Source organism: Pseudomonas sp. PF05 (assembly GCF_056521845.1).
In genome coordinates this window covers 353,006-378,367 of record NZ_JBWLPW010000002.1, presented here as the reverse complement: position 1 = coordinate 378,367, position 25,362 = coordinate 353,006, and the positions used below count along the sequence as shown (strand labels likewise).

24 protein-coding genes are annotated in these 25,362 nt (G+C 62.1%); 13 read left to right on the top strand and 11 right to left on the bottom strand.

Annotation, left to right across the window (positions count from 1 at the left end; all coding sequences use genetic code 11):
• The 3 genes from AC09SL_RS06700 to AC09SL_RS06690 are packed head-to-tail and all read right to left on the bottom strand — an operon-like array spanning position 1 to position 1,626.
• Positions 1-756 carry an SDR family NAD(P)-dependent oxidoreductase gene (locus AC09SL_RS06700; protein ID WP_058544433.1) on the bottom strand — a complete coding sequence of 252 codons (756 nt, stop codon included), beginning with the start codon at positions 754-756 and terminating at the stop codon, positions 1-3.
• Positions 753-1,175: a nuclear transport factor 2 family protein gene (locus AC09SL_RS06695; RefSeq protein WP_058544432.1), complete on the bottom strand. Its 423-nt coding sequence runs from the start codon at positions 1,173-1,175 to the stop codon at positions 753-755. The genes AC09SL_RS06700 and AC09SL_RS06695 overlap by 4 nt, the downstream gene beginning before the upstream one ends.
• Positions 1,176-1,221: 46 nt before the next feature.
• On the bottom strand, positions 1,222-1,626 hold the full coding sequence (locus tag AC09SL_RS06690) for a hypothetical protein (RefSeq protein ID WP_479571939.1): 405 nt from the start codon (positions 1,624-1,626) through the stop codon (positions 1,222-1,224).
• A 24-nt stretch (positions 1,627-1,650) separates the two neighbouring features.
• Here AC09SL_RS06690 and AC09SL_RS06685 point away from each other — a divergent pair, with 24 nt between their 5' ends.
• The 5 genes from AC09SL_RS06685 to AC09SL_RS06665 all read left to right on the top strand — a co-directional run bounded on the left by AC09SL_RS06685 (position 1,651) and on the right by AC09SL_RS06665 (position 6,458).
• Complete coding sequence (locus tag AC09SL_RS06685; protein ID WP_058544431.1) at positions 1,651-2,976, top strand: flavin-containing monooxygenase; 1,326 nt, start codon at positions 1,651-1,653, stop codon at positions 2,974-2,976.
• Positions 2,976-3,386: a RidA family protein gene (locus AC09SL_RS06680; protein ID WP_003201555.1), complete on the top strand. Its 411-nt coding sequence runs from the start codon at positions 2,976-2,978 to the stop codon at positions 3,384-3,386. The genes AC09SL_RS06685 and AC09SL_RS06680 overlap by 1 nt, the downstream gene beginning before the upstream one ends.
• 10 nt (positions 3,387-3,396) lie before the next feature.
• Entirely contained in the window at positions 3,397-4,071 is a 675-nt protein-coding gene (locus tag AC09SL_RS06675; protein WP_058544430.1) for a DUF1028 domain-containing protein, read from the top strand.
• Positions 4,064-5,233: an acetylornithine deacetylase gene (argE, locus tag AC09SL_RS06670; RefSeq protein WP_058544429.1), complete on the top strand. Its 1,170-nt coding sequence runs from the start codon at positions 4,064-4,066 to the stop codon at positions 5,231-5,233. The genes AC09SL_RS06675 and argE overlap by 8 nt, the downstream gene beginning before the upstream one ends.
• Positions 5,234-5,477: 244 nt before the next feature.
• A complete protein-coding gene (locus AC09SL_RS06665) occupies positions 5,478-6,458 on the top strand; it encodes an ABC transporter substrate-binding protein (RefSeq protein WP_413468856.1) in 981 nt (326 codons plus the stop codon).
• 315 nt (positions 6,459-6,773) lie between these two features.
• Here the strand turns inward: AC09SL_RS06665 and AC09SL_RS06660 are convergent, their stop codons facing one another.
• The 5 genes from AC09SL_RS06660 to AC09SL_RS06640 all read right to left on the bottom strand — a co-directional run bounded on the left by AC09SL_RS06660 (position 6,774) and on the right by AC09SL_RS06640 (position 11,914).
• Positions 6,774-7,685: a LysR substrate-binding domain-containing protein gene (locus AC09SL_RS06660; protein WP_003201562.1), complete on the bottom strand. Its 912-nt coding sequence runs from the start codon at positions 7,683-7,685 to the stop codon at positions 6,774-6,776.
• A 214-nt stretch (positions 7,686-7,899) separates the two neighbouring features.
• A complete protein-coding gene (locus AC09SL_RS06655; RefSeq protein ID WP_058544427.1) occupies positions 7,900-9,102 on the bottom strand; it encodes an NAD(P)/FAD-dependent oxidoreductase in 1,203 nt (400 codons plus the stop codon).
• Positions 9,103-9,338: 236 nt separating this feature from the next.
• Positions 9,339-9,713 carry a response regulator transcription factor gene (locus AC09SL_RS06650; protein WP_058544426.1) on the bottom strand — a complete coding sequence of 125 codons (375 nt, stop codon included), beginning with the start codon at positions 9,711-9,713 and terminating at the stop codon, positions 9,339-9,341.
• Positions 9,714-9,815: 102 nt separating this feature from the next.
• A complete protein-coding gene (locus AC09SL_RS06645) occupies positions 9,816-10,466 on the bottom strand; it encodes a response regulator transcription factor (RefSeq protein WP_058544425.1) in 651 nt (216 codons plus the stop codon).
• Positions 10,463-11,914: an ATP-binding protein gene (locus AC09SL_RS06640; RefSeq protein ID WP_058544457.1), complete on the bottom strand. Its 1,452-nt coding sequence runs from the start codon at positions 11,912-11,914 to the stop codon at positions 10,463-10,465. The genes AC09SL_RS06645 and AC09SL_RS06640 overlap by 4 nt, the downstream gene beginning before the upstream one ends.
• Positions 11,915-12,329: 415 nt before the next feature.
• On the opposite strand from AC09SL_RS06640, the gene AC09SL_RS06635 reads away from it, so the two are divergent.
• The gene (locus tag AC09SL_RS06635; RefSeq protein ID WP_058544424.1) at positions 12,330-13,271 is read left to right on the top strand and encodes a LysR family transcriptional regulator; all 942 of its coding nucleotides are present in this window, start codon (positions 12,330-12,332) and stop codon (positions 13,269-13,271) included.
• Positions 13,272-13,298: 27 nt separating this feature from the next.
• Here the strand turns inward: AC09SL_RS06635 and AC09SL_RS06630 are convergent, their stop codons facing one another.
• On the bottom strand, positions 13,299-14,309 hold the full coding sequence (locus AC09SL_RS06630; protein ID WP_116642347.1) for a GlxA family transcriptional regulator: 1,011 nt from the start codon (positions 14,307-14,309) through the stop codon (positions 13,299-13,301).
• 148 nt (positions 14,310-14,457) lie between these two features.
• Between AC09SL_RS06630 and AC09SL_RS06625 the strand changes: the two genes are divergently transcribed.
• From AC09SL_RS06625 to AC09SL_RS06610, 4 genes are all read left to right on the top strand, one after another.
• Positions 14,458-15,450 (top strand): helix-turn-helix domain-containing protein, encoded by a 993-nt coding sequence (locus AC09SL_RS06625; protein ID WP_058544422.1) that lies wholly within the window; start codon positions 14,458-14,460, stop codon positions 15,448-15,450.
• Positions 15,451-15,519: 69 nt separating this feature from the next.
• Complete coding sequence (locus AC09SL_RS06620) at positions 15,520-16,452, top strand: SphA family protein (RefSeq protein WP_058544421.1); 933 nt, start codon at positions 15,520-15,522, stop codon at positions 16,450-16,452.
• A gap of 12 nt (positions 16,453-16,464) precedes the next feature.
• Positions 16,465-17,721: an MFS transporter gene (locus AC09SL_RS06615; RefSeq protein ID WP_058544420.1), complete on the top strand. Its 1,257-nt coding sequence runs from the start codon at positions 16,465-16,467 to the stop codon at positions 17,719-17,721.
• Positions 17,722-17,738: 17 nt separating this feature from the next.
• Positions 17,739-19,196, top strand: a complete 1,458-nt coding sequence (locus tag AC09SL_RS06610; protein WP_058544419.1) for an amidase — start codon at positions 17,739-17,741, stop codon at positions 19,194-19,196.
• A gap of 106 nt (positions 19,197-19,302) precedes the next feature.
• Here AC09SL_RS06610 and mhpT read toward each other — a convergent pair whose 3' ends face one another.
• The gene (mhpT, locus tag AC09SL_RS06605) at positions 19,303-20,529 is read right to left on the bottom strand and encodes a 3-(3-hydroxy-phenyl)propionate transporter MhpT (protein ID WP_116642344.1); all 1,227 of its coding nucleotides are present in this window, start codon (positions 20,527-20,529) and stop codon (positions 19,303-19,305) included.
• 312 nt (positions 20,530-20,841) lie between these two features.
• On the opposite strand from mhpT, the gene AC09SL_RS06600 reads away from it, so the two are divergent.
• Positions 20,842-22,149 carry an OprD family porin gene (locus AC09SL_RS06600; RefSeq protein ID WP_058544418.1) on the top strand — a complete coding sequence of 436 codons (1,308 nt, stop codon included), beginning with the start codon at positions 20,842-20,844 and terminating at the stop codon, positions 22,147-22,149.
• Positions 22,150-22,273: 124 nt separating this feature from the next.
• On the opposite strand, the gene AC09SL_RS06595 is transcribed toward AC09SL_RS06600, so the two are convergent.
• Positions 22,274-22,759, bottom strand: a complete 486-nt coding sequence (locus tag AC09SL_RS06595; RefSeq protein ID WP_058544417.1) for a MarR family winged helix-turn-helix transcriptional regulator — start codon at positions 22,757-22,759, stop codon at positions 22,274-22,276.
• A 213-nt stretch (positions 22,760-22,972) separates the two neighbouring features.
• Here AC09SL_RS06595 and AC09SL_RS06590 point away from each other — a divergent pair, with 213 nt between their 5' ends.
• Together AC09SL_RS06590 and AC09SL_RS06585 are read left to right on the top strand one after the other, a co-directional pair.
• Positions 22,973-23,803: a p-hydroxycinnamoyl CoA hydratase/lyase gene (locus AC09SL_RS06590; RefSeq protein WP_003202420.1), complete on the top strand. Its 831-nt coding sequence runs from the start codon at positions 22,973-22,975 to the stop codon at positions 23,801-23,803.
• Positions 23,804-23,911: 108 nt separating this feature from the next.
• Entirely contained in the window at positions 23,912-25,360 is a 1,449-nt protein-coding gene (locus tag AC09SL_RS06585) for an aldehyde dehydrogenase (protein WP_058544416.1), read from the top strand.
• Positions 25,361-25,362 lie beyond the last annotated feature (2 nt).

Here is a 25,362-nt window from a genome sequence, read left to right as displayed (position 1 = left end):
TCAAGACTCCTTGGAAGGGCGTGCCAGGCGTTGGCCAAGAGCCAGCCGCCAGCGGGCGGGCAAATGCCCCAGCAGGCGCAGGACCAGCGTGAAGGACCATGGAAACGTAATGCCCAGCGGGCGCGCCGGCAGGCGTTGCGCGATATGGCGGGCGGCTCGTTGCGCCGACCAGCGCATGGGCATGGGGAAGTCGTTGCGTTGGGTCAGTGGCGTGTCGACGAAGCCGGGACTGACCAGGGTGACATCGATACCCTCGGCGGCCAGGTCGATGCGCAAGGATTCGATCAGATAACGCAACGCGGCTTTGGACGCTCCGTAGGCGCCGGCACGAGGCAAGGCCAGCCAGGTGACCGCGCTGCTCACCGCCACCAGATGTGGACGCTGGCCCCGGCGCAGCAAGGGCAAGGCGGCCTCCAGGCAACGGCAAGTACCCAGCAGGTTGGTGTTGATGAGCCGTTCGACCAGGTGGGTGTCGAAGTGGCCCGGCTCCAGGTATTCGCAGGTGCCGGCATTGAGGATCACCAGGTCGAGTGCCCCCCAATGAAGGTCAATCTGTTGGCAGATCGTGGCGACCTGATGCGGGTCGGTCAGGTCGCCCGGTAGCACCAATATCTGGTCTGGATAGCGCGTGGCCAATGTCTCCAGGGGTTGGCTGCGGCGCGCACTCACAGCCAGGCGATGCCCTTGTTCCAGAAGGACTGCCGCCAATGCCGCGCCAATGCCACTGCTGGCGCCGGTCAGCCAGACACGGCTCATGCCAACCTCCGCTTGAGCCAGCGAATCACCGATCCAAACAGCGGCAGATGTTCGTAGAGCAGGGCGCCGGCGTCGAAAAAATCTTGATGCAGGTAGATTCGATCATTCCAGCGCAGATAACTGCAGCCTTGCAGCGCGATGGGTGCTCCTTGCGCCAGGCGAGGATGGCTGAAGTGCAGGGTCCAGCGCAGATAGCCCTCTCCGGGGCCGACTTCATCGAAGGCGTGGAAGTCATAGCGCAGGTTGCTGGCGTTGGCGTACAACTGCGCAAAGTAAGTGCGCAGGGCCGGCAAGCCTTCGATGCGGTGCAAAGGGTCTTGGAACTGTATGTCGGCGCTGTAGAGCTCATCGAGCTCAGCCAGGCGACTGGCGTCCAGCTCGGCGAAAGCGTGGGCGAAACGCTGGAGGTAGACGGACATGCATAGGCTCCGATTGTTGTACAGGAAATGATTCCTGTACAAGTTTTCAGAAGCCTACTGCACGCCTTGTACAAATTAAAGGGTTTTGTACAAGTAATTTCACTATTTTGTACGAGCCCAAGCGAAGCACGCGCAAATAAGCCGGGCCATAGCGGCTGAGCATCCTGACGGTGTAGTCGAAGATCACCAGCGGGTTGCTGATGAAGCAGGTAAGTCTATTGGCCTTGCCCCATCCCTGCGTCGACCTCGTTACACCACCTTCCACGGCCAGAAAATCTTCGATACCCAGGCCAGTTGCACCCCAGTTTTTTCCTTCCCTGCAACGATAAAAACCCTCGTTTCGCAAATCTCCCCCCGCCAACACAATCGCCTCGACACCTGATCTCGATAACTGCAAGCGCCGAACAACAAAAAACCGAACCCGAGGCGGCGCCATGTCCGCCTGAACCAAACCTACTGCCGGAAGTGCACAGACATGCCCGTTGAAACCCTACGCATCGATACGCTTGTTATAGGCGCCGGCCAGGCCGGCGTGGCCATGAGTGAGCACTTGAGCAGGCAAGGCGTGCCGCATCTGGTGGTGGAGCGAAGCCGCATTGCCGAAGCCTGGCGCACCTCACGTTGGGATTCGCTGGTGGCCAACGGGCCGGCCTGGCATGACCGTTTTCCGGGGCTGGAATTCGAAGGGCTCGACCCGGATGCCTTCGCGACAAAGGACCAGGTGGCCGATTATTTCGAAGCCTACGCCAGCAAGTTCAACGCACCGATCCGTACCGGCGTGGACGTCAGGCGCGTCGAGCGCAATGTCGGCCGTCCGGGTTTCACCGTGGACACCTCTGAAGGCCTGATCGAGGCGATCCATGTCGTCGTCGCCACCGGGCCTTTCCAGCGGCCGGTGATTCCACCGATTGCGCCGCAGAGGGCGACGGTCACCCAGCTGCACTCGGCCCAGTACCGCAATCCTCGGCAATTGCCCGAGGGGGCGGTGCTGGTGGTGGGCGCCGGGTCGTCGGGGGTGCAGATCGCCGATGAACTGCGGCGCGCCGGCAAGCAGGTCTACCTCTCGGTGGGGGCCCACGATCGTCCGCCACGGGCCTATCGCAACCGCGATTTCTGCTGGTGGCTGGGCGTGCTGGGCGAGTGGGATGCGGAGGCGGTCCAGCCTGGCAAGGAGCACGTCACCATCGCGGTGAGCGGTGCCCGTGGCGGCCATACCGTGGATTTCCGCAGGCTCGCCCACGAGGGCATCACCCTGGTGGGGCTGACGAAATCGTTCAACGGCGGCGTGGTGACCTTTGAACCGAATCTTGCCGAAAACATCGCCCGTGGCGACGAGAACTACCTGGCGCTGCTGGATGCCGCCGATGCCTACATTGCCCGCAATGGCCTGGACCTGCCGCTCGAACCTCAAGCCCGCGACCTGCTGCCCGACCCGCAATGCCTGACCCAGCCGATCCTGGAGCTGGACCTGGTCGCCGCCGGTGTGACCAGCGTCATCTGGGCCACCGGCTATTCGGTGGATTACAGCTGGCTGAAGGTCGACGCCCTCGGTGCCAACGGCAAGCCTCGGCATCAGCGTGGCGTATCGAGCGAACCGGGCCTGTATTTCGTCGGTTTGCCCTGGTTGTCGCGACGAGGCTCGGCGTTCATCTGGGGCGTGTGGCATGACGCCCGGCATATTGCCGACCACATCGTGAAGCAACGCATTTACCTCGCCTACCAAGATGCCGACCAGCGCCAGGCCCTTGCACTCGACAGCGATTCGTATCGTTCGAAAACCAGTCTCACGGGAGTCCGTTGATGCCTACTCACACACGTATTCGCATGTTCAACACCAAGGACACCTACCCGAACCAGACCCTGGACAACGATCTGTGCCAGGCCGTGCGCGCCGGCAACACGGTCTATGTGCGCGGCCAGGTCGGCACTGATTTCAACGGTCAACTGGTGGGCCTGGGCGATCCTCGCGCCCAGGCCGAGCAGGCCATGCGCAACGTCAAGCAACTGCTGGAAGAGGCCGGCAGCGACCTGAGCCATATCGTCAAGACCACGACTTACTTGATCGACCCGCGTTACCGCGAGCCGGTGTACCAGGAGGTCGGCAAGTGGCTCAAGGGTGTGTTTCCGATCTCCACCGGGTTGGTGGTCAGTGCCCTGGGCCAGCCGCAGTGGCTGATGGAAATCGACGTGATCGCGGTGATCCCTGAATAAGGAGCGGAGCATGACTTTTTCCATCGTTGGGCGCTGCGCCGAAACCGGCCAGTTGGGCATCGCCATCAGTTCCTCGAGCATTGCCGTCGGCGCCCGTTGCCCCTGGTTGCGCGCGGGTGTCGGCGCGGTGTCGAGCCAGAACATTACCCTGCCGGCCCTGGGGCCGCAGATTCTTGATGAACTGGCCGGCGGCCTGGCGGCGCAAGCGGCGCTGGAGCGGACCCTGGCGCGCAATGGCTACAGCCAGTATCGCCAGGTGGCGGTGATCGATGCCGAGGGGCGCACGGCGATTTTCAGTGGCGAGCATACCCTGGGCACCCACAACGCCGTGGCCGGTGAGCAATGTGTGGCGGCCGGCAATCTGTTGGCCGACGGTGCGGTGATCGAGGCGATGGTCGCGGCCTTCGAGCATAGCGGCGGTTGCCTTGCAGCCCGCTTGATGAGCGCGTTGCAGGCCGGGCAGGCGGCAGGCGGGGAGGCCGGCGCGGTGCACTCGGCGGCGCTGTCGGTGGTCGATGACCTGACCTGGCCCATCGTCGATTTGCGGGTGGACTGGGCTGAGGAAAACCCCATCGGCGAACTGGACAAGCTTTGGCTCGCCTATCAGCCGCAATTGCAGGATTACCTGACCCGCGCGCTCAACCCGACCCTGGCGCCCAGTTATGGAGTGCCGGGCGATGAGTGAGCTGCGCAGCCGCGCCCTGCTTGAGCGGTTGGTGGGCTTTGCCACGGTCAGTCGCGAGTCGAACCTGGCCCTGATCGAGTTCGTGCGCGATTACTTGCAAGGGTTGGGCGTGGATAGCGAGCTGATCTACAACGCCGAGCGAACCAAGGCCAATCTGCTGGCGAGCATGGGCCCATCGGTGCCCGGTGGCGTGGTGTTGTCCGGGCACACCGATGTGGTGCCGGTGGATGGGCAGGCCTGGACGGTCGAGCCGTTCTGCCTGACCGAGAGGGACGGCAAATGGTTCGGGCGTGGTACGGCGGACATGAAGGGGTATCTGGCATCGGTGTTGGCAGCGGTGCCGACGTTCCTCGCCAGCGGGCTTTGTCGACCGCTGCACCTGGCGTTTTCCTATGACGAAGAGGTGGGCTGCCTGGGCGTTCACAGCCTGTTGGACGTGATGGTTCGGCGAATTCCCCAACCCGCCCTGTGCCTGATTGGCGAACCCACCCAACTCCAACCGGTGCTGGGACACAAAGGCAAGCTGGCGATGCGTTGTCATGTGCGAGGGGCGGCCTGTCATTCGGCCTATGCACCTTACGGGGTCAACGCCATCGAGCAGGCGGCGCGCCTGATGGGTCGCTTGGGCGAGATCGGTGCACAGCTGGCCGAACCATCGCGGCATGACTCGCGCTTCGATCCGCCGTTTTCCACGGTACAGGTCGGGCTGATTCACGGCGGCACGGCGCTGAACATTGTCCCGGCCGATTGCCGTTTCGATTTCGAAGTACGCGCCTTGCCGGATTTCAATCCCCAGGGGGTGGCCGAGCAATTGCAGGACTTTGCCGAACAGGCACTGCTGCCGGCGATGCAGGCGGTGGCGGGGGATACGGCGATCCGTTTTGAACCACTGTCCGCCTACCCGGGCCTGGCCACTTCGCCCGACAGCGCTGCTGCACAACTGGTTGCGCGCCTGTGCGGCAGTGACGCGTTCAGCACCGTCGCTTTCGGCACCGAAGGCGGCCTGTTTCACCAGGCCGGCGTGCCAACGGTGGTCTGTGGCCCAGGCAGCATGGACCAGGGGCACAAGCCCGACGAATACGTGAGCGTTGAACAAATGGCCGCCTGCGATCGCTTGATGGATCGGTTGGCGAGCTATCTCGCTGAACCCACTGGCCTGTGACCACGAGGTGTCCAAGGTGAACGATTTCAATATCAGGAAAATCCTGGCGGCCAGTCATGCCGACATCAACGAATGGGCCGACAAGAGCCTTATTGCTGTAGACCACACCGCCCGCGCTTACGGCCACCCTTGAGTCCCGTCGCCGGCTCGTGCGGGCGAGCCGGCATTTTCGAGGAACCGCTTCATGTCCAGATCCTTGCGTTGCAATATTGCGTGTGCGTTGGCGTTGTTGAGTTCCAGCGTCATGGCCGCGCCCCAGAGCTTGACCGTGATTTCCTTTGGCGGCGCCACCAAACAGGCCCAGGACAAGGCCTACTTTCAACCCTTCAACGCCAGCGGTGCAGGAAGCATCGTGGCCGGCGAATACAACGGGGAATTGTCGAAGATCAAGGCCATGGTCGCGGCCGGTCACACCAGTTGGGACGTGGTCGAAGTGGAAAGCCCCGAGTTGCTGCGAGGCTGTGAGGAAGGCTTGTTCGAAAAGCTTGACCTGGCAGGCCTTGGCGACCCGGCCAACTACGTGCCCGGCGCATTCAATGAGTGTGGCGTCGCCACCTACGTCTGGTCGATGGTCCTGGCCTATGACCAGAGCAAACTCGCCAAGGCGCCCAGCTCCTGGGCGGACTTCTGGAACGTTGCCCAGTACCCGGGCAAGCGCGGGCTGCGCAAAGGGGCCAAGTACACCTTGGAAATTGCCTTGCTGGCCGATGGGGTCAAGTCGCAGGACTTGTACAAGGTGTTGAATACACCGGAGGGCGTGTCCCGGGCCTTCGCCAAACTGGATCAGATCAAGCCGAATATCCAATGGTGGGAAGCCGGCGCCCAACCGGCGCAATGGCTGGTGGCGGGGGATGTGGCGATGAGTGCCGCCTATAACGGGCGCATCGCGTCGGCGCAAAAAGAAGGCATGAAGCTGAGCATTGTCTGGCCGCAGAGCCTGTACGACCCGGAGTACTGGGCCGTGGTCAAGGGCACGCCGAACAAGGCCCTGGCCGAGCAGTTCATTGCATTCGCCAGCCAGCCGCAGACCCAGAAGGTGTTTTCAGAAAACATCCCCTATGGGCCGGTGCACCGCAAGGCACTCGCCTTGTTGCCGACGGCGGTACAGGAACAATTGCCCACCGCCGAGGCCAACCTGGCTGAAGCGCAAGCCGTGGATGCGGAGTTCTGGGTTGACCATGGCGAGGAACTGGAGCAACGCTTCAACGCCTGGGCGGCTCGCTAGCCACCGAACCGCTCTTGTGGCGCGGGAGCCCGCTCGCGCCGGGGGCGCAGAAGCTGTGTAGGAGCTGTGTAGGAGCTGGCGAAGCCTGCGATCTTTTGATCTTGATCTTGATCTTGATCTTGATCTTGATCTTGATCTTGATCTTGATCTTTCGCTTGGGATTCAAGTGTTAGGGGAAAGATCGCAGCCTCGTTGCACTCGACAGCTCCTACACGGCTCCTACACAGCTCCTACACAGCTCCACATAGCTCCTACATAGCTCCTACAGGACGCGAGCTGGCTCCTTCGCCGCAGGGTTTGGTGTTTGAGTGGGCGTCAGGCCAGCCATTGCCTGAACTGCTCCTTGCAGTAATCCACGAACAACTGGGCCGGTTTGGTCAGGTGCGTGCGTTTGAGCCAACCCGCCACCAGGGCCGAACCGGTCACGTCCTCGGCGATGTCGACGCACACCAGGTGTTGCCCATCGTAGGTGCAGGTGGAGTGCGGTCGGGTTACCAGCACGGCAAAACCGAAAGACTGGCCGACCATGCCACGGACCATCTCGATGGACGGCGAGCTGAAGACAATGTTGGGCGTCAGGCCCAGCTCCTCGAAGATGCTCACGAAATAGGTGCGGCTGGGCTGCACGTCCAGCAGGATCATCGGTTCCAGCGCCAGGTCGCGCAGCGACACCTGGGCCTGATCGGCGAAGCGATGCCCCGCCGGCAATAACGCATAGGGCCGTTGTGGCGCCGTCAGCGCCTCGGTCTCGATGGTGCTGTCGAGGTCGTGCTCATAGAAAATCGCCAGGTCGAAACGCCCCCCCGTCAAACCTTGCACCAGCTCTTGTTGCTCGCCATCCTGCACGCGGATCTCCACCCCCGGGAAGCGTTGGCGAAAGCCCGCGATCAGGCGTGGCAGGTAGAGCGGGGCGACGGTTTCGAAGCAACCGATGTCGATCTGTCCGCTGACCACATCGTTATCGGCCAGGGCGTTCTGCTCGAACTCCCGGGCCATGCGCAGCAGCTCCTGGGCCTTGCGATAGAAGCGCGCGCCGCCGGGCGTCAACGATACGCCCTGGGCATGATGACGGATGAGCAATTGCACGCCGAAGCTGTCCTCCAGCCCTTTGATGGCGGTGGCAATCGATGGCTGGGCGATGTACAGCTTGCGGGATGCCTCGGCGACGCTGCCACATTCGACGGTGGTGACGAAGTATTTCAGCTGACGCAGGGAATAGGACGCCACGGCACACCTCGATCCGGATGGTTTCTACCTACCATACCTTGTGCACGTGGAGGCAGGGGGCGGGTATTGATACGGATTTTGCTGGGCAGTGACGATATTCAGACTGGCTTGGGTGGACGCCTGGGCAAAAAAGACGCCCGCCCAAGGAACACTGGCAGGCGTCTGGGAAAACCGGCGCAGAAAGTAGGGGGCTGGCCGGGGTAGGGAACGGAAGTCAGGCCACCGGAATCAACGGGTCGGCTGCGGCGAGGGCGGTCGCGCGATCAGCGACCGGCGGGTAGATCCACACCGTGTTGATCTGGGTCTTGAGTTCCTTGGCTTCTTGCCCGACCAGCTTGAGCTGGCGATCCCACCCTTCGGTGTATACCGCGCCCCAGGCGCCCAGGTCCAGGCAGGTCACGTACTTGGGTTGGCTGTAGGGCATCGGCGCCACGCCCAGCAAGTCGGCCGCGACGTTGTTGCCGGCATAGCGACCCAGGGCGATGGCGTGTTGGCAGGACATCGCTGCGTAATTGCCCAAGGTATCGGTGGCGGCATAGGCCACGTCGCCGGCGGCGAAGATGTCGTTTTGTCCCAACACTTTCAAATGACCGTCGACGTGCAGGCGACCCTGGCGATCACGCGTGCCCGGCACATGCTGGGTCAACGGGCTGGCACAGAAGCCCACGGTCCAGATCACGGTATGGGACTCGATACGCTGGCCGTCCGACAGGGTGACGCCACCGGCATCGACCGATTCGACCGAGGCGTTGAGGATCCACTCGATACCCAGGTGCTCGGACGCTTCGACAATGGAGGGACGAATGCCGTCGCCCAACGCTGCGCCGATCTGTGGCCCGCGATCCACGACGATGACCCGGATGTTCGCGTCATCGCCGAGGACAGCGCGCAGGCGTGCGGGCATCTCGGTAGCGGTTTCGATCCCGGTAAAGCCTCCACCGGCCACCACCACGGTGTTGCGGGCCGGGCTGTCCGGCAGCTTCTCCAGGGACCTGATATGGGCTTCGAGGCGGGCTGCCTGTTCGATTTCATCAACGTCGAAGGCATGCTCGATCATGCCTTCAAGGTCGGGGCGAACCAGTTGGCTGCCTGCCGCGAGTACCAGGCGGTCGTAGCCCAGGGTGCCCTGGGTACCGGATACGTCCACATAGCCAACCTGCTTACTGTTGACGTCGATGCTGTTCGCCGAGCCTTGTACGAATTGCACGCCCACCGCATCGAACAGGCCACCCAGCGGCGCGGCCATGGTGTGGACGTCCGGCTCATAGAAACGAGGTCGGATACGCAGCTCGGCCTGGGGGGCCAGGACGCTGATCTGCACGTCATTGCGATCGTGTTGGTCCAACAGCCGGGCCGCGCTCAATGCGCTCCAGACCCCGCCGAAACCTGCGCCAACAACCAGAATATGTTGTTTCATAATGAGCTCCCGAAGACAAAATCGATACGTTGAATTGTTTAACTGCTTCAGCGTGACCGTATCGCGAAGTACTCCAAAAGCGCCTGGCTTCAATGAATTGACATTGAGCACATTCAGTTTCGGTTCGCTGAAATAAATCTTATTGGTTGGGCCCGTGTTTAACACTTCTACATAAGGTCATCGGACCTATGCCTGGGTAGGGGGGTTCTATACGAAGGTATGAGGGGACGACGCAGTCAAGCAGCCCCGGCCATTACCGATTCAATACAGGCAATCAATTCAGCGCAGTCGAACGGTTTCGGAAAAAATGCCACCGGCTCGGGCGTAGCAGCGCTGACACGGGGCGGCACGCCTGGGTATCCGGTAATGAATATGATCGGGATATGAACACCCTGGGTCGACAGGCGATCGTACATCTGAATACCCGTCATGCCCGGCATTTGTATATCCGAGATCAGGCATGCTGTGTTTTGAAGTTCGCAGGAAGATAAAAAGTCCAAGGCGCTGGCGTATGTTCTAACCCGATATCCGTGGGCGCGTAACAAGCCATCGAGGGCAATTCGAACGGATTCATCGTCATCAATAATTGAAATAATTGCGGTATTGGACATGTCGATACCTGGAGGTGATATCGGATAGCCATAAAGGCGCCCGTTATCAGTGCAAGATACGCCCTCCAATGGTCCCGCCAAGTATACGTGTGTATGAACTTTCTACTGTTCGCCAAGCAATTCCAGCACTTGGGCCATGCGCACCAGATCAGCAAACGAACGCGCGCACATTTTGCGCATGGCTTGGCCGCGGTGAATCTTGACCGTGATTTCACTCAGGCCTATTTCCCCGGCGATCTGCTTGTTCATCAGGCCCGACACCGCCAGCGCCATGACCTGCTGCTCCCGAGGCGTCAATGTGGCGTAGCGACCGATCAGTTGCTGATGGCTGCGTTCGGACTCTCGCCGCAGCCGATCCAGGTGATGGGCAGCGGCGACGGCATCGATCAGGTCCTGCTCGCGGAACGGTTTGGCGAGGAAATCCACGGCACCGGCCTTCATTGCCCGCACGGTCATGGCGATGTCCCCATGACCGGTCATGAACACGATCGGCAAGTGGACGTTGGCCGCGGTCAGTTCGCGTTGGCAATCCAGGCCGCTGGTGCCTTGCAGCCGTACATCCAGTACCAGGCAACTGGGCAGGTCGAGCCTTGGATGGTTCATGAACTGCGCAACCGAACCGAACAGATGGACTTGCAGGCCGATGGAACGTAGCAGGCTGCCGAGGGATTGGCGCAGCGGTGCGTCATCGTCGACGATGTAGACAACGGGCTCGGTGCCGATGACCGGGTTGCTGGTGTGTTCGGGGTTCATTGGACGTTCCCCGCCAGGGCGGTGCAAGCGAGCAGCGGCAACGCGAACCTGAATGAAGTGCCCTGGCCGGCCTCGCTGGTCGCCCAGATCCTGCCTTCATGGAAGTCGATGATCGACCGGCAGATGGAAAGGCCCATGCCCAGGCCGTTCTCCTTGGTGGTAAAAAACGCATTGAACAAGGACGGCAGGATCTCGGGTGCAATGCCGGTTCCATGGTCAGTCACCTCCAGCAACGCTTGATCATCCTCCGTCCAGGTGCGTATGTGCAGGATTCGTTCGTGTACCTTGACCTCGTCCATGGCGTGGCAGGCATTGATGATCAGGTTGATGATCACTTGCTGCAATTGCACCCGGTCTGCGTTGACCGGGCCGCCGGCCGCTGCCAGGTCCACCTTCGCCCGCACTTTATGATGAGTCATTTGTTGCTGGACCAGGCTCAGGGTCTCACTGACGATATCGTCCAGTCGCTCGGGTTGGCGCAATGGATCGCACTTGCGCGACAGCGCCCTGATACCGCTGATGACCTCGCTGGCACGACAGCCGTTGGTGACGATCCGGTCAAGGCAATCCAGCGCTTCCCCGAGATCGGGCTCCGGACGCTTGAGCCACCGGCGGCAGGCCTCGCCGCTGCTGGTGATGGCCGTCAGCGGCTGGTTGACCTCGTGGGCAATGGACGCGGCCATTTCCCCTAGGGAGGTCAAGCGAGTGACATGGGCCAGTTGGCTCTGGGCGCGGAACAACGCTTCTTCGGCCTGCTTGCTGGCGGTAATGTCCATGAGTGCGCCCAGGTACTGGAAACGGCCATGCTGCAGGAGCAGGGGACTGGCGATCATGTGGATATGCTTGATACGCCCATCAGGCATCAGCAGGCGCAGCTTGACCTCGATCTGCGGTTCGCCGACGGCGGCCTGCTGGAAAACTTGGCGTGCCGACTCCAGGTCTTCGGGGTGGATGCGCTCCAGCATCATCGACACCGTCGGTGGTTTGTTGGGCGGGTATTCGAAGATCCGTGCCGACTCCTCCGACCAGGACATTTGCTGCCGATCACCGTGAAAGCCCACGCTGCCGGTCTGGCTCAGGCGCTGGGCACCGATCAGATAGGCCTCGTTATGCCGCAGGCTGTCGGACGCCTGCTTGCTGCGCAACGCCAGGAAGGCGATGGCCGACAATGCGGTCAGGCAGCGGAAGAACCCGGTGGTCGTGTCCCAGCGGTAATAGCCACCGTTGTACAAGAATGTCGCGGTGAGCAAGAGCATGCACATCAGCGCGACGGTGATCACCAGGTTGATCGAAAACAGGTTGGCTGCCATCAACAACAAGGTGATGTACAGCAGGGTCGGGGCCAGGTCGGAATGGGTTTCGGAATTGATGATGAGAATGCCGCAGGCCACCACCAATCCCACCGCCCAGCCCAAGACGTTGACCAGCGGGTTGGCGCTGATGCCCATGGACGGTCGGCCCCCCCGCTGGCTTGGGGTGTATCGCAGGCTGTCATAGACATTCTTGAGCATCGCGGAGGGTAGGGGCACGCTGGCAGACCTTTTGTTTTTACTGGGTCTCGCTCTGGGATGTCGGGGAAACAGAGCATCGGTTCGTATCTTAGAAGCGCACCTTTGCCTGAGGTAGGACATAAAACCCTGAAATCGCGCCAAGTCGCACCGACACATCCTTTGTGGCGAGGGTATATACCGAAGTATCGATGACGCCGCCCAAAGGGTGAGTCAAGTGTCCCCACGTACGACAGACATGGGGCCGCCTCGGGGATTACGCTTTCAACACCTCGTCGCCGTGGCCTTGATGAAGGGCGCAGGCGATGATTTTGTTCACCCCTGACTCAATGGCCTGGCGCCTGAGGCGATGACTATGATGAACAGAAATGACCTGCGTCGTGCTGACATCAATTTGCTGGTGGTCTTCGAAACCATGATGCACGAGCAAAACGTTACCCGCGTCAGCGAAAAGCTGTTTCTCGGCCAGCCCACGATCAGCAGTGCCCTGGCGCGCTTGCGGTTGATGTTCGACGATCCGTTGTTCATCCGTTCGGGGCGGCTGATGGAACCGACCTCCCGGGCCCAGGAAATCTTTTCCAATCTGTCTCCGGCACTGGACGGCATCGCCGCCGCCTTGAGCCAGTGCCAGGCGTTCGAGCCGGCCACCAGCGAGGCGACCTTCCATATCGGGCTGTGCGATGACGTCGAGTACGCGCTGCTGCCGCAACTGCTGCGACGCCTGCGGGTCGAGGCCCCTGGCACCACATTGGTGGTGCGCCGGGCCGATCAATGGCAGTTGTCCCAGCTGTTGGGCAGCGGGGAGATTTCCCTGGGAATCAGCCCGACCTTGGAACTGCCGGCCAATGCCCGGCGCAAGACACTGCGGCCGATTCGACCGATGCTGTTGCGCGCCGATTCGCAGCCCGGTGAACTGACCCTGGACGAATTCTGCCGTCGGCCCCATGCAATGGTGTCGTCCATGGGCAATGTCATCGATGACTCGGACCGCGCGTTATGCCTGATGGGCCGACAGCGCCGGGTGGTGTTGAGCGTGCCGCAGTTCAGCGCCTTGCCTGTGCTCTTGGCCCAGAGCGATATGATCGCCATCGTGCCGGATTACGTCGCCCAGGCCATGTCGGTGGCGACAGGCATGAGGGCGCAAGCGGCACCGATCTGCTTGCCCGAGCACGAGCTTTCCATGGCCTGGCGCGGCGCCTCGCACAATGATCCCGGGGAGCGGTGGCTGCGTTCGCGTTGCAGCGCGTTCCTGGCCGAGCAGGCCGACCCGCAGGAGCGTTCCAGGCGAGTGGCCTGACGGGGCTGTATCGCAAGGGTTTTGCGCTCAGCGGGAAAACCGCTTGCGATACTCCCGGGGGGAAATCGAAAGATGGCGCTGGAAGGTGTGGCGCATTCGTTCCTCGTCACCGAAGCCGCAGGACCGGGCGATCTGGTCGATGTTGCGCTGCGAGTCTTCCAGCATTCGACGCGCGGCTTCAAGGCGGAACATCTCGACGGCTTTGGCCGGGGTTCGGCCGGTCTGGCATTTGTAGACCCGGGCAAAATTGCGCGGGCTCATCCTGGCCTGGCGGGCCAGCCGTTCGACCGTGAGGTTATTGTCATCCAGGTGTTCGCTCATCCAGGCGTGTAGTTCGTCGAACCCGGCGCTGTCCTGCATCTGCACCTGCAACAGTTGGCTGAACTGCGCCTGTCCGCCGGGGCGCTTGAGAAACACCACCAGCTCACGGGCTACCTGCAGGGCCACGTCGCGACCACAATCGGCTTCGACCAGTGCCAGGGCCATGTCGATGCCGGCGCTGACACCGGCCGAGGTCCACACGGTGTCCTGCTGTATGAAGATCGCGTCGAGGTCCACTTCAATCGACGGGAAGCCGCTCTTGAGCATGTCGCACATGGCCCAGTGGGTCGCGGCCCGACGCCCGTCCAGCAAGCCGGCCTGGGCCATGAGGAACGTGCCGCTGCATACCGATGCGGTGCGCCGGGCCTTGGCCGAGGCATCGCGTAGCCACTGGACCAGGTCGACACAGTCAATCATTGCCTGTCGTATGTCCGGTGCGCCAGGCACGATCAACGTGTCGATGGCCGTTGCGTCGAGCTCGCGCAGGGCACGGGTGTCCACGACCAAGCCTTCGGCGGTCTGCATCAACCCGCCTTCCAGGCTCGCGGTGTGCAGGGTGTAGCCGGGCAGGCCGCGTTCGGTCATGGCTTTGGTGGCGGCCCAGAACACGGTCTGGGCACCGGTCAGGTCCAACAGGCCCATCTGCGGGTAGGCCAGGAATACCAATGTGCGCGGTTGGGAAATGGACTCGGTGGTGGTGCCGACATCCAGGGTCATCTCGTTCATGGTCGTTTCGCGCTGGGTTCTTCAGGGACGATCAGGGAGTCTATCCGTTTTCGGCACAATTGAACGACTGGCCCACGGGGCGGAATGGAACTTGCCTGAGCTTTGACCATAAGCCCTGGAATCATCAAAGGTCGGGTCAATGAACAATTCCAACATGGTGCAGCCGGCGGTCTCGTCGGACCTGTTGCCGACGCTGCCGATCAATCGGTTCCGCACCGCAGACATCGACGAACACGCCCGGAACATGGGCGGCTGGCAGGTTTGCTATGACCAATTGACCCCCGGACGCTTCGACGGCGAGTTGATCGAGTTTCGCTCGGACTGGATGCAACTGGTGCGCGACCGCTCTAACCAGGCACTGACCAAGCAAGGCATGGCCTGGGAGGGCGCTATCACCTTCAGCGTGCCGCTGAGTGCCGATGGGCCGGTCTTTTGCTCCGGGCACCCGATCATCGAGCCCAGCCTGATGGTTGCCCGTGGCCGTAACCTGCCCGAGCTGCGCACACCCCAGCATCTCGATCTGCTCGGTGTCGCCATCGAAGAGCAGGCGTTGGAACATGTGCTGGAACGACAGGGCAGTCGCTTTCGAATTACCGATCTTCCCAAGTGTTACCGTCTCGGCAATTCGACACTGCCGGCCGAGCTTGCGGCGTTGTTCGATGAGCTTGAGGGCGGCGAGCAGGGACGTGACTCGTTGCTGGGCTACGAGTCGATCCGCCGTGGCCTGCGTGACACGGTGATGCTGCACATGTTGGAACTGGTGGCACCGGATGAGGCGCCGCCGCTCAACCCCACGGCGCGCAAGCGCATGGTCGACCGCGCCCGGGAATACGCCTTGGCCCATGTCGATGAGCCGCTGTCGATCCTCGACCTGTGCAACCACATCGGTGCCAGCCGGCGAAAACTGCAGTATTGCTTCCAGGAGACGCTGGGCATCAACCCCGTGGCCTATTTGCGGGCGTTGCGCCTCAATGCCGTGCGTCGTGAACTGCGCAGCGGCAGCCCCGCCCAAGGTGTACAGGAGGCGGCGGCACGCTGGGGCTTCTGGCATTTGAGCCGGTTTTCCAGCGACTATCGGGTGCTGTTCGGCGAGACCCCGTCACAAACCCTGCGGCGCTCGCATCTGTGCTGAAAACGGATAACGGCTGACCGGCCAGCTCCCTAGGATGACCCCAACACCACTTGGTTGGAGGGGCATTCGATGTATCAAAACAATAAAACCAACGTCTTGCGCTGTACCTGGTTAAGCCTGGGGTTGATCGCTGTCTGTACCGCTGCCCATGGCACCGAAAATGGCGCGCCGACCACGGCGGTCGGGGTCTACGATTTCGGCGCGGGCATGATGCCGCCGGCCACGCCCTTTGGCACCGTCGGCCTGCGAACCGCGTTCTATTCGGCCAACGTGCAGAAAGATCGCCACGGCAAGTCTGCGGACAACAATTTTTCCCTGGATGTCTTGTCCATCGGCGTCGCCTACATGCGCATGACCGATTACACCGTGCTGGGCGCCAAGTATGGCTTCGGCACCGTCGTGCCGTTTTTCCAGATGGACGCCTCGGTACAGGTGCAGACGCCTGTCGGCCCGCTGGATCTGGAAGCCGATCCGTTTCGCATGGCCGATATCCAGGTGTTGCCGGTGATCCTGCAGTGGACCCTTTCACCGAATTTGTTCGTCAATGCCCAGTTCCAGATCCAGGCCCCCACCGGCGACTACGACAAGGATCGCTTGATCTCGCCGGGCCTCAATCACTGGACCTTCTCGCCGATCCTCAACGCCACCTACATCTCCGACAGCGGCTTCGAGGTGTCTTCCAGCTTTGAGGCCGATATCAACACCCGCAACCACGCCACCGACTACAAGAACGGTGTCGAGTACCGTCACGAATTCGCCGTGGGTCAACACGTCGGCCCGTGGACGGTGGGTGTGGGCGGCTATTACTACCGGCAATTCACCGATGACGATGCGCCGGGCCTGGAAGCGGGCAATCGCGCTCGGGTGTTGGCGGTCGGGCCGGCAGTGAGCTACTTCAAGCCCGGCATCCCCCCGGTGTGGCTGCATGTCTACAAGGAGCTCGATGCGCGAAACCGCGCCGAGGGCTACACCGCGGCGCTGCGTATTTCTCACAGTTTCTAAAAGGGGCTCGCCATGAACCAATCAAGTTCTGTTTCAGCGGCGGCCAGCCCGTCGCGCCAAGCCAGTTGGCGTGAAGGGCTGGTGCTGATGCTGGGCAGCAGTCTGACGATCATGGGCTCGGTGATGGTCGCACCCATCCTGCCCAGGTTGGGTGCCGAATTCGGACCCATGGAGCCTCGCGCCGATCTGCTGGTGCCGTTGGCGGTCACGGGACCTGCCCTGACGATTGCCTTGTGTGCGCCTTTGGCCGGCTGGTTGGCCGATCGAGTCGGGCGCAAGGCCCTGCTGGTGATCGCCACGGTGCTCTATGCCTTGCTCGGCGCACTGCCGGCGCTGCTCGACGGCCTGCCCTCGATTGTCGGTGCGCGGCTGTTGTTCGGTTGCACGGAGGCGGCGGTGATGACCTGCTGCGCAACCTTGATCGCCGACTATTGGCAGGGCGAGGAGCGGTTGCGCTACGTCAACCGGCAGGTGGTGACCATTGGCCTGGTGGGGGCACTGTTTTTCGTGGTGGGCGGTGCACTCGGCGAGCACTCGTGGCGCGCGCCGTTCCTCCTGTACTTACTGCCCTTGCTGCTGGTGCCGGCCATGATGAAGGTGCTCTGGGAACCACCGGTGGCGAAGCTACAGAGGGTCGAGCAGCGCGTCGATGAGCCGGGTCCGGCCAAGGTCGCCTTGCTGCAATTGCTGGTCGGCTACCTGATGATCCTGTGCGGCATGGTCTTGACGTTCATCATGCCGATCCAGGCGCCGACGCTGTTGGTCAGCCTGGGTATCACCTCCAGCACGATGATCGGCCTGGCCGCGGGGTTGAGCCTGTTGGCGACCTTGGGCGGTTCGCTGATGTGGCCGTTGCTGCGTCGCCGTTTCGGTATCGCTGGTTGCAACGCGCTGCTGCTCGGGCTGATGGGCCTGGGGCTGTGGCTGCTGATGCGCGGGCAAAGCTACAACGCCGTGCTGGTGGCGGTATTCATCCAGGGCCTGGGGGCCGGGTTGCTGGTGCCGAACGTGATGGCGCCGGTGATGAATGCCTTGACCGCCAGCACCCGCGGCCGAGGCTTGGGTGGGTTTACCTCGTGCCTGTATATCGGCCAGTTCGTCAGTCCGCTGGTGGTGGCCTTGGTGATTGTCTTCGCCGGTGACCTGCGTCACGCCATCCAATGGCTGGCCCTGGCCAGTTTTGCCCTGGCGCTGCTCTGGGTCGTTGCCGGCCTGCGGGCACGGGGCCAGAGGCAGGCGAATACCGTCGGATCACATCAATCGTCATGACATAAGGAATCGGAAACATGGGTATGCAAGACATCCACCACTTGATGGACAGTGAAGATGCCACGGCGTTGGCCGAGTGGGTCAGGCGTGGCGAGGTTCAGCCCGGCGAACTGCTGGAGACTGCCATCGAGCGCCTCGAACAGGTCGAGCCGCAGCTCAATGCAGTGGCCGAACGCTTGTACGATTCGGCCCGGCAGGCGGCGCGCACGCCGGAGGTTGGCCGGGGCTTGCTGGCCGGTGTGCCGACCTTGATCAAAGACCTGTTTTCACCGGTCAACAGCGCGGCGATGACTAACGGTTCGCGGGCGCTGGGCGACTGTCGTGCGGATTTTGAATCGGAAGTCGTGGCGCGTTTGCGGCGTGCCGGATGCCAGGTGATGGGCACCAGCACCTCGCCGGAGTTCGGCACCTCGTACACCACCGAATCCGCGCGTTTCGGCGCCACCCGCAATCCCTGGAGTATCGATCATAGCGCCGGTGGTTCCAGTGGCGGCGCGGCGGCCCTGGTGGCGGCTCGCGTGGTGCCGTTCGCCCACGGCAACGATGGCGGCGGCTCATTGCGCGTGCCGGCGTCTTGCTGTGGCGTGTTCGGGTTCAAGCCCAGCCGTGGCCTGCTGCCGTCGGGCCCGATAGTGGGCGAGGGCTGGGCCGGGATGGGCACGCCGCATGCCATCACCTTGTCGGTGCGCGACAGTGCGGCGCTGCTGGATGCCACCGCCGGGATGGACTTGGGCGCGCCGTATGCCGCACCGGTCCAGGCGCTGCCTTATGTGCTGGCGCTGCAAGCTGATCCGAAGCCCTTGCGCATTGCCCTGGTCGAGCAACTCGAGCCTTGGCCTACGTCGCCACAAAGCCTTCAGGCGGTGGGCGAGGCCGCGCGGTTGTGCGAGTCGTTGGGGCACCGTGTCGAACCGGTGACCTTGCCGGTGGGGTTGCTGGAGTTTCTCGACCACGTGTTCACCATCATTGGCGCCAGCTCTCGGCACTATGTCGACCTGCTGGGCCAGATGCGTGGGGTCGCCGTGCAGGCGGAAGAACTGGAGGTGCGTACCCGGATCATCTTGCGGGACAAGGGCAACGTCAGCGGCGCCCAATATGCTGCGGCGGTGGAGTGGATTCATGCCCTCGGCCGGCAGTTGGCGATGTTCATGCAGGATTATGATGTGATCCTGACCCCGGTCCTGACCCGTGAACCGGTGTCGATTGGCGAACTGGATCTGCAGGATGTGTGCATGAGCCTTGATCAACTGATCGAGCGTTTCCACAGCTATTCGCCGTTCACCGCGCTGTTCAACGCCAGCGGCCAGCCGGCGATGTCAGTGCCATTGTCCTGGAGCGCCAATGGCCTGCCGATGGGGGCGCATTTTGCCGGTCGCTTTGGCGAGGAAAGCACCTTGCTGGCCCTGGCCGCCCAACTGGAACGCGCCCAACCCTGGCGCGGCCGAGTACCCCCGGTCAACGCCTGCCGGCGCTAAAAATGTGGGAGCGGGCTTGCTCGCGAAGGCGTTGGGTCAGTCGGCATCATCGTTGACTGATAGTTCGCTTTCGCGAGCAAGCCCGCTCTCACAGGAGAAACGCGATTCAGGAGTTCCCAGCGACCGGCTCAGAAGCACCCAACCGCGGCCCGGCCGAATAACGAACCACACTGAGAATAGCCAGCGTCGCAACCACCAACCCAGGCGAAGTCGCCAACAATACGGCAGTGGTCCCACCCCCGGCCGCCAGGATCTGTCCAGCGGCCAGAGGCCCGGCCACTGACCCCAAACGTCCGATGGCCACCGCTGCACCAACACCCGTCGCACGTACGGCCGTAGGGTAGGAGGGCGGTGCCAAGGCATAGAGGACCAATTGCGCAGCCATGACAAACAGCCCAGCGGCGAATCCGGCCATGGCCATCGGCACGATACCGACGGACAGCCCGACCCCGGCCAGGGCGCTCAGCAGACCGGCATAGACGAACAGCACCACCTTGATGCCGTTGCAACGGTCCAGCAGCAGGCCTCCGAGTAACGAACCGAGGGCGCCGCCGATGTTGAACAGCATTTGCACCAGGCCGGCCTGGGGTTTGCTGAAACCCTGCTCCAGCAGCAACGACGGCAGCCAGTTGAGCAACATGTACATCACCGTCAAGGTGAAGAAATAACTCAGCCACAGCGCCAAGGTGGTACGGCCGCGACCTTCACCGAACAGCGCCTGGGCGGTGGAGCCGCGCGATGAGCCGTCGCCATCCCGCGCCTGGCGAAAGGCGCTGGACTCGGGGAGCCACAGGAGCATCAACGGGACCACCAGCAAGGGCGCCAACCCACCGATGAAAAACGTCATCTGCCAGTGTTCGCCAAACAACATGGCGACCACTGCCGCCAACGCACCACCCAACGGCACTCCCGCATACATCACGCTGATGGCCGTGCCGCGGCGCTGCTCGCCCACGGCTTCGGCGCACAGGGCAATGAGGTTGGGCAGGGCGGCGCCCAGGCCCAGGCCGGTCATGAAGCGCACCAGCAACAGGCTTGAGAAGTGTTCGACATAAGCGGTGCTGAGGGAAAACACGCCGAACAGCAAGACCGCGGCAACGAGGATTTTCTTGCGACCGATGCGATCAGCGATCCAGCCACCGAAGAACGCACCTGGCAACAACCCGATGATCCCGGCGCTGAACACCCAACCCATCATTTTCGGATCGAGGGCAAACGTCTGTCGCAGCCCTGCAGCTGCGGTACCGGCTGACTGAAGGTCGAAACCCTCGATCAACGCGACGATGAAACACAAGGCGATGGTCAGCGTCGCACGACGCGCCGGACGGTTCATGGCAAATCCTCTTATTGTTTTTGTGAGGGACACCGGCTCGGAGGACTACCGGTCGGTGCATTTAAGATTAACAAAGCTAACTAAAAAATGAAGGGTGCCAAGAGGGAGCCCATAACGGGTGAGATCATTATGAAAATCAGGGGGTTGGAAAGAATCCACGAGTAAATTGGTAAATTAGTTAATGATATTAACGTTCGATTATCGGTCATTGTTGATTGACGAAGCGCCCGTACCGTTTCCATTCTTGGTGCGCACGGCCCCCATCACCAAGGCTGGGCCGATCAAAACAACAACAATAACTGGATATCGAACATGCCAAACCTTGCCCGGGCCGCCCTGACGGTGCGCCCTGTTTTATCGCTCGTCCATCTACTGGCCTGCCTCGGGCTGAGCCTGGGATCTGCCGCCTTACGGGCGCAGGGTTTCATCGACGACAGCCACGGCACCCTGACCCTGCGCAATTACTACATCGATCGCGACTACAAGGACGACGGCGCCAAAACCGCAGCCAGGGAGTGGGCCCAAGGCCTGATCATGAACGTGGAGTCGGGGTTTACCCCCGGCATGGTTGGGTTCGGCCTGGACGCTCGGGGGTTGGTGGGGATCAAGCTCGATTCTTCGCCGGATCGCAGCGGCACGGAGTTGTTGCCAGTGTCCAGCAGCGACAAGCGCGCCGCGGACGAGTATTCACGCCTGGCACTGACTGGCAAACTGCGCGTGGGCCAGACCACGGTGAAGACCGGCGATGTGTCGATCTTCCTGCCCTTTGCCTTTGCCAGCCCGTCTCGGCTGCTGCCGCAGACCTTTCGTGGGACGACCCTCAGTTCCAAGGACATCGACGGGCTGACGTTGAACACAGGTTACATCGACCGCATCAACCGGCGTGACTCCACCGACTACCAGGCGATGAGCATCGCTTCGCCCAACCGTCGTTTCAACGGCGCGGCGACGTCTTCCCATATGGCGTATGTGGGCGGCGACTACCAGGTCAACAAAGACCTCAGCTTGCGGGTTTACCATGCCGAAGTGGCAGACTTGTACCAACAGGACACCCTGGCGCTGTTGCATAACCTGCCTTTGGGCGATGGCGTCCTGACCACCGACCTGCGCAGTTTTTTCAGTGACGAAGACGGCGCGGCCAAGGCCGGGAAGGTGGATAACCGCAATGTCTCGGCGCTGGTCGGCTATCGCCTGGGCGGGCATCGCGTGAGCCTGGGCTACATGCATGCCAGTGGCGATACGGCCACGCCTTATGTGTCGGGCACCGAACTGATGGGCTTGAGCGAAATGACCATGAGCTCGGACTTCCTCAATGCCAAGGAACGCACCTGGCAGGTGATCCATGACTATGATTTTGCCGCCGTGGGCGTGCCGGGCCTGCGGAGTCGGCTGCGGTATGTGCGTGGCGATCACATCGAACTGGCGGCCCTCAATGCCGAGGATCGCAAGGAGCGCGAGTTCCAGATGGAGCTGGGGTACGTGATCCAGAGTGGTCCGCTGAAGAACGTCGGGCTGCTGGCACGCAAATCGATCTATCGCAACGACTTCCCGGGCACGGCGGCGTTTCGCGACGAGAACCAGACCCGGTTCCTGGTAACGTACAGCGTGCCGATCTGGTGATACGCCGAGGCGCAGCTCAGGTCTGCGTAGGAGCTGGCGAAGCCTGCGATCTTTTGATCTGGATCTTTCGCTTTCGATTCAATGGACAATGGAAAGATCGCAGCCTCGCTTCGCTCGGCAGCTCCTACAGGTAAACCTTCTTCAACAACCGCAGCAACTCCTCACGCTCGGCCCCGGAGAGGGTAGCCGTGGAGTCAAGGTCGCTCTGGGCGGCGATCTGCTTGAGTTCCTTGAGCAGGGTTTCGCCGGTCTTGCTCAGGAAAATCCCGTAGGAGCGCTTGTCCGGCTTGCAGCGCACGCGCACAGCCAGGGCCCGGCTTTCCAACTTGTTCAGCAGCGGCACCACTTGCGGCGGTTCGATCGTCAGGGCCTTGGCCAGGTCAGCCTGCATCAGGCCGGGATTCTGGTCGATGATCGCCAGGGCAGAGAACTGGGCAGGGCGCAGATCGTGGACGGCGAGCCGGCCAATCAGGTTCTGGAACAGTTTCAACTGAGCGCGGCGCAGGGCGTAACCGATCAGGTCGTCCAGTGCAGAGTCCAGCGGCGCTTGCGCATCGGTACCGGCGGCCAGGGGCTCGGCGGGTTCGGCAAGCTTGGAAGACTTGGCCATCGAAGTGAGCTTCCTCAAGGTAAGTGATTAACAAGGCTATCCAGTTTGCCGGTGTTGTGGCGCCCTGGCTATGGCCTTGCGCATATTCGAAATTTTTAACCTTCGATCCAGGGTCGGGAAAATACAGATAAATCGATTAATAGTTAATTGACATAACTAATTTTCCGGTTTAGTTTTTGATCATCTTCAGCCAAGAACAAGAGAGCACGCATCATGAGCAATTACGAAGGTCGCTGGAAAACGGTCAAGGTCGATATCGAGGAGGGTATCGCCTGGGTCACCCTCAATCGCCCGGAAAAACGCAACGCCATGAGCCCGACCCTCAACCGCGAGATGATCGACGTGCTCGAGACGCTGGAGCAGGATCCGGCCGCTGGCGTATTGGTGCTGACCGGGGCCGGTGATGCCTGGACCGCCGGCATGGACCTCAAGGAGTATTTCCGCGAAGTGGATGCCGGGCCGGAAATCCTTCAGGAAAAAATCCGTCGCGAAGCGTCGCAATGGCAATGGAAGTTGCTGCGCATGTATGCCAAGCCAACCATCGCCATGGTCAACGGCTGGTGCTTTGGTGGCGGTTTCAGCCCGCTGGTGGCGTGCGACCTGGCGATCTGCGCCGACGAAGCAACCTTCGGGCTCTCGGAAATCAACTGGGGCATCCCACCGGGCAACCTCGTCAGCAAGGCCATGGCCGATACCGTGGGCCATCGCCAATCGTTGTACTACATCATGACCGGCAAGACGTTCGGCGGGCAGAAAGCCGCCGAAATGGGCCTGGTCAACGAAAGCGTGCCCCTGGCGCAGCTGCGTGAAGTCACGGTGGAGCTGGCGCGCAACCTGCTGGAGAAGAACCCGGTGGTGCTGCGGGCCGCCAAGCATGGTTTCAAACGCTGCCGTGAACTGACCTGGGAGCAGAACGAGGATTACCTGTACGCCAAGCTCGACCAGTCGCGTCTGCTCGACACCGAAGGTGGCCGCGAGCAGGGTATGAAGCAGTTCCTGGACGACAAGAGCATCAAGCCAGGCTTGCAAACCTATAAGCGCTGAATCGACCGGTGAATGGCGGGCCGCATCCCGCTGTTCGCTGCGTCGCCCTGGCGCTACTGTTACACCGCTGCGCTGTATTCCCGATAAAGACAATAAAGAGGAATCACCATGCTGGACGTGCCCCTGTTGATTGGCGGCCAGTCGTGCCCGGCCCGTGACGGCCGGACCTTCGAACGCTGCAACCCGGTGACGGGTGAGGTGGTGTCTCGCGTGGCCGCCGCCACCCTTGAAGATGCCGACGCCGCGGTGGCCGCAGCCCAAGCGGCGTTTCCCGCCTGGGCCGCGTTGGCGCCCAACGAACGCCGCACGCGGTTGTTGCGTGCGGCCGAGCAGTTGCAGGCCCGCAGCAGTGAATTCGTCGCTGCTGCCGGCGAGACCGGTGCCATGGCCAATTGGTACGGTTTCAACGTGCACCTGGCGGCGAACATGCTTCGCGAAGCCGCTTCCATGACGACCCAGATCAATGGCGAAATCATTCCTTCGGACGTGCCTGGCAGTTTTGCCATGGCCCTGCGTCAGCCTTGCGGCGTGGTGCTGGGCATCGCGCCCTGGAACGCCCCGGTGATTCTCGCCACCCGGGCCATCGCCATGCCGCTGGCCTGCGGTAACACCGTGGTGCTCAAGGCTTCGGAAATAAGCCCGGCGGTGCACCGGCTGATCGGCCAGGTGTTGCAGGACGCAGGGCTGGGTGACGGCGTGGTCAATGTGATCTGTAACGCACCCGCGGATGCGCCGGCCATTGTCGAGCGGTTGATCGCCAACCCGGCGGTGCGCCGGGTCAATTTCACCGGTTCGACCCACGTCGGGCGCATCGTCGGCGAACTGTCGGCGCGCCACCTCAAGCCGGCCTTGCTGGAACTGGGTGGCAAAGCGCCGCTGCTGGTGCTGGACGACGCCGACCTTGACGCCGCAGTGCAAGCGGCAGCCTTCGGCGCGTACTTCAACCAGGGCCAGATCTGCATGTCCACCGAGCGACTGATCGTTGATGCCCGCGTGGCGGATGAGTTCATTGCCCTGCTGACCGCCAAGATCGCCACCCTGCGCGCCGGCGATCCGGCGGCCGCTGATTCGGTGCTGGGCTCGTTGGTCGATGCCAGTGCCGGTCAACGGATCAAGGGGCTGATCGACGATGCCCTGGCCAAGGGCGCAACGCTGGTCACGGGTGGGCAGTTGGAAGGCAGCATCCTGCAGCCGACTTTGCTCGACGGCGTCACTGCGCAGATGCGCCTGTACCGCGAAGAGTCCTTCGGGCCGGTGGCGGTGCTGCTGCGCGGCGACGGCGATGAAGAACTGCTGCGCCTGGCCAACGATTCCGAGTTCGGCCTCTCGGCCGCCATTTTCAGCCGTGACACGAGCCGTGCTCTAGCCTTGGCCCAGCGGGTCGAGTCAGGCATTTGCCACATCAACGGGCCGACTGTGCACGACGAGGCGCAGATGCCCTTCGGTGGGGTCAAGTCCAGCGGTTACGGCAGCTTTGGCGGCAAGGCGTCCATCGAGCATTTCACCCAGTTGCGTTGGGTGACCTTGCAGAACGGTCCCCGGCATTACCCGATCTGAAA

Coding starts and splice junctions, on each gene's coding strand:
- mhpT (WP_116642344.1), bottom strand. CDS start 20,529: ATGAACCGTCCGGCGCGTCGTGCGACGCTGACCATCGCCTTGTGTTTC.
- AC09SL_RS06620 (WP_058544421.1), top strand. CDS start 15,520: ATGTATCAAAACAATAAAACCAACGTCTTGCGCTGTACCTGGTTAAGC.
- AC09SL_RS06640 (WP_058544457.1), bottom strand. CDS start 11,914: ATGGGCATCAGCGCCAACCCGCTGGTCAACGTCTTGGGCTGGGCGGTG.
- AC09SL_RS06625 (WP_058544422.1), top strand. CDS start 14,458: ATGAACAATTCCAACATGGTGCAGCCGGCGGTCTCGTCGGACCTGTTG.
- AC09SL_RS06585 (WP_058544416.1), top strand. CDS start 23,912: ATGCTGGACGTGCCCCTGTTGATTGGCGGCCAGTCGTGCCCGGCCCGT.
- AC09SL_RS06615 (WP_058544420.1), top strand. CDS start 16,465: ATGAACCAATCAAGTTCTGTTTCAGCGGCGGCCAGCCCGTCGCGCCAA.
- AC09SL_RS06610 (WP_058544419.1), top strand. CDS start 17,739: ATGGGTATGCAAGACATCCACCACTTGATGGACAGTGAAGATGCCACG.
- AC09SL_RS06590 (WP_003202420.1), top strand. CDS start 22,973: ATGAGCAATTACGAAGGTCGCTGGAAAACGGTCAAGGTCGATATCGAG.
- AC09SL_RS06675 (WP_058544430.1), top strand. CDS start 3,397: ATGACTTTTTCCATCGTTGGGCGCTGCGCCGAAACCGGCCAGTTGGGC.
- AC09SL_RS06655 (WP_058544427.1), bottom strand. CDS start 9,102: ATGAAACAACATATTCTGGTTGTTGGCGCAGGTTTCGGCGGGGTCTGG.
- AC09SL_RS06680 (WP_003201555.1), top strand. CDS start 2,976: ATGCCTACTCACACACGTATTCGCATGTTCAACACCAAGGACACCTAC.
- AC09SL_RS06600 (WP_058544418.1), top strand. CDS start 20,842: ATGCCAAACCTTGCCCGGGCCGCCCTGACGGTGCGCCCTGTTTTATCG.
- AC09SL_RS06630 (WP_116642347.1), bottom strand. CDS start 14,309: ATGACCCTGGATGTCGGCACCACCACCGAGTCCATTTCCCAACCGCGC.
- AC09SL_RS06700 (WP_058544433.1), bottom strand. CDS start 756: ATGAGCCGTGTCTGGCTGACCGGCGCCAGCAGTGGCATTGGCGCGGCA.
- AC09SL_RS06665 (WP_413468856.1), top strand. CDS start 5,478: ATGGCCGCGCCCCAGAGCTTGACCGTGATTTCCTTTGGCGGCGCCACC.
- AC09SL_RS06650 (WP_058544426.1), bottom strand. CDS start 9,713: ATGTCCAATACCGCAATTATTTCAATTATTGATGACGATGAATCCGTT.
- AC09SL_RS06685 (WP_058544431.1), top strand. CDS start 1,651: ATGCCCGTTGAAACCCTACGCATCGATACGCTTGTTATAGGCGCCGGC.
- AC09SL_RS06595 (WP_058544417.1), bottom strand. CDS start 22,759: ATGGCCAAGTCTTCCAAGCTTGCCGAACCCGCCGAGCCCCTGGCCGCC.
- AC09SL_RS06635 (WP_058544424.1), top strand. CDS start 12,330: ATGATGAACAGAAATGACCTGCGTCGTGCTGACATCAATTTGCTGGTG.
- AC09SL_RS06645 (WP_058544425.1), bottom strand. CDS start 10,466: ATGAACCCCGAACACACCAGCAACCCGGTCATCGGCACCGAGCCCGTT.
- AC09SL_RS06695 (WP_058544432.1), bottom strand. CDS start 1,175: ATGTCCGTCTACCTCCAGCGTTTCGCCCACGCTTTCGCCGAGCTGGAC.
- argE (WP_058544429.1), top strand. CDS start 4,064: ATGAGTGAGCTGCGCAGCCGCGCCCTGCTTGAGCGGTTGGTGGGCTTT.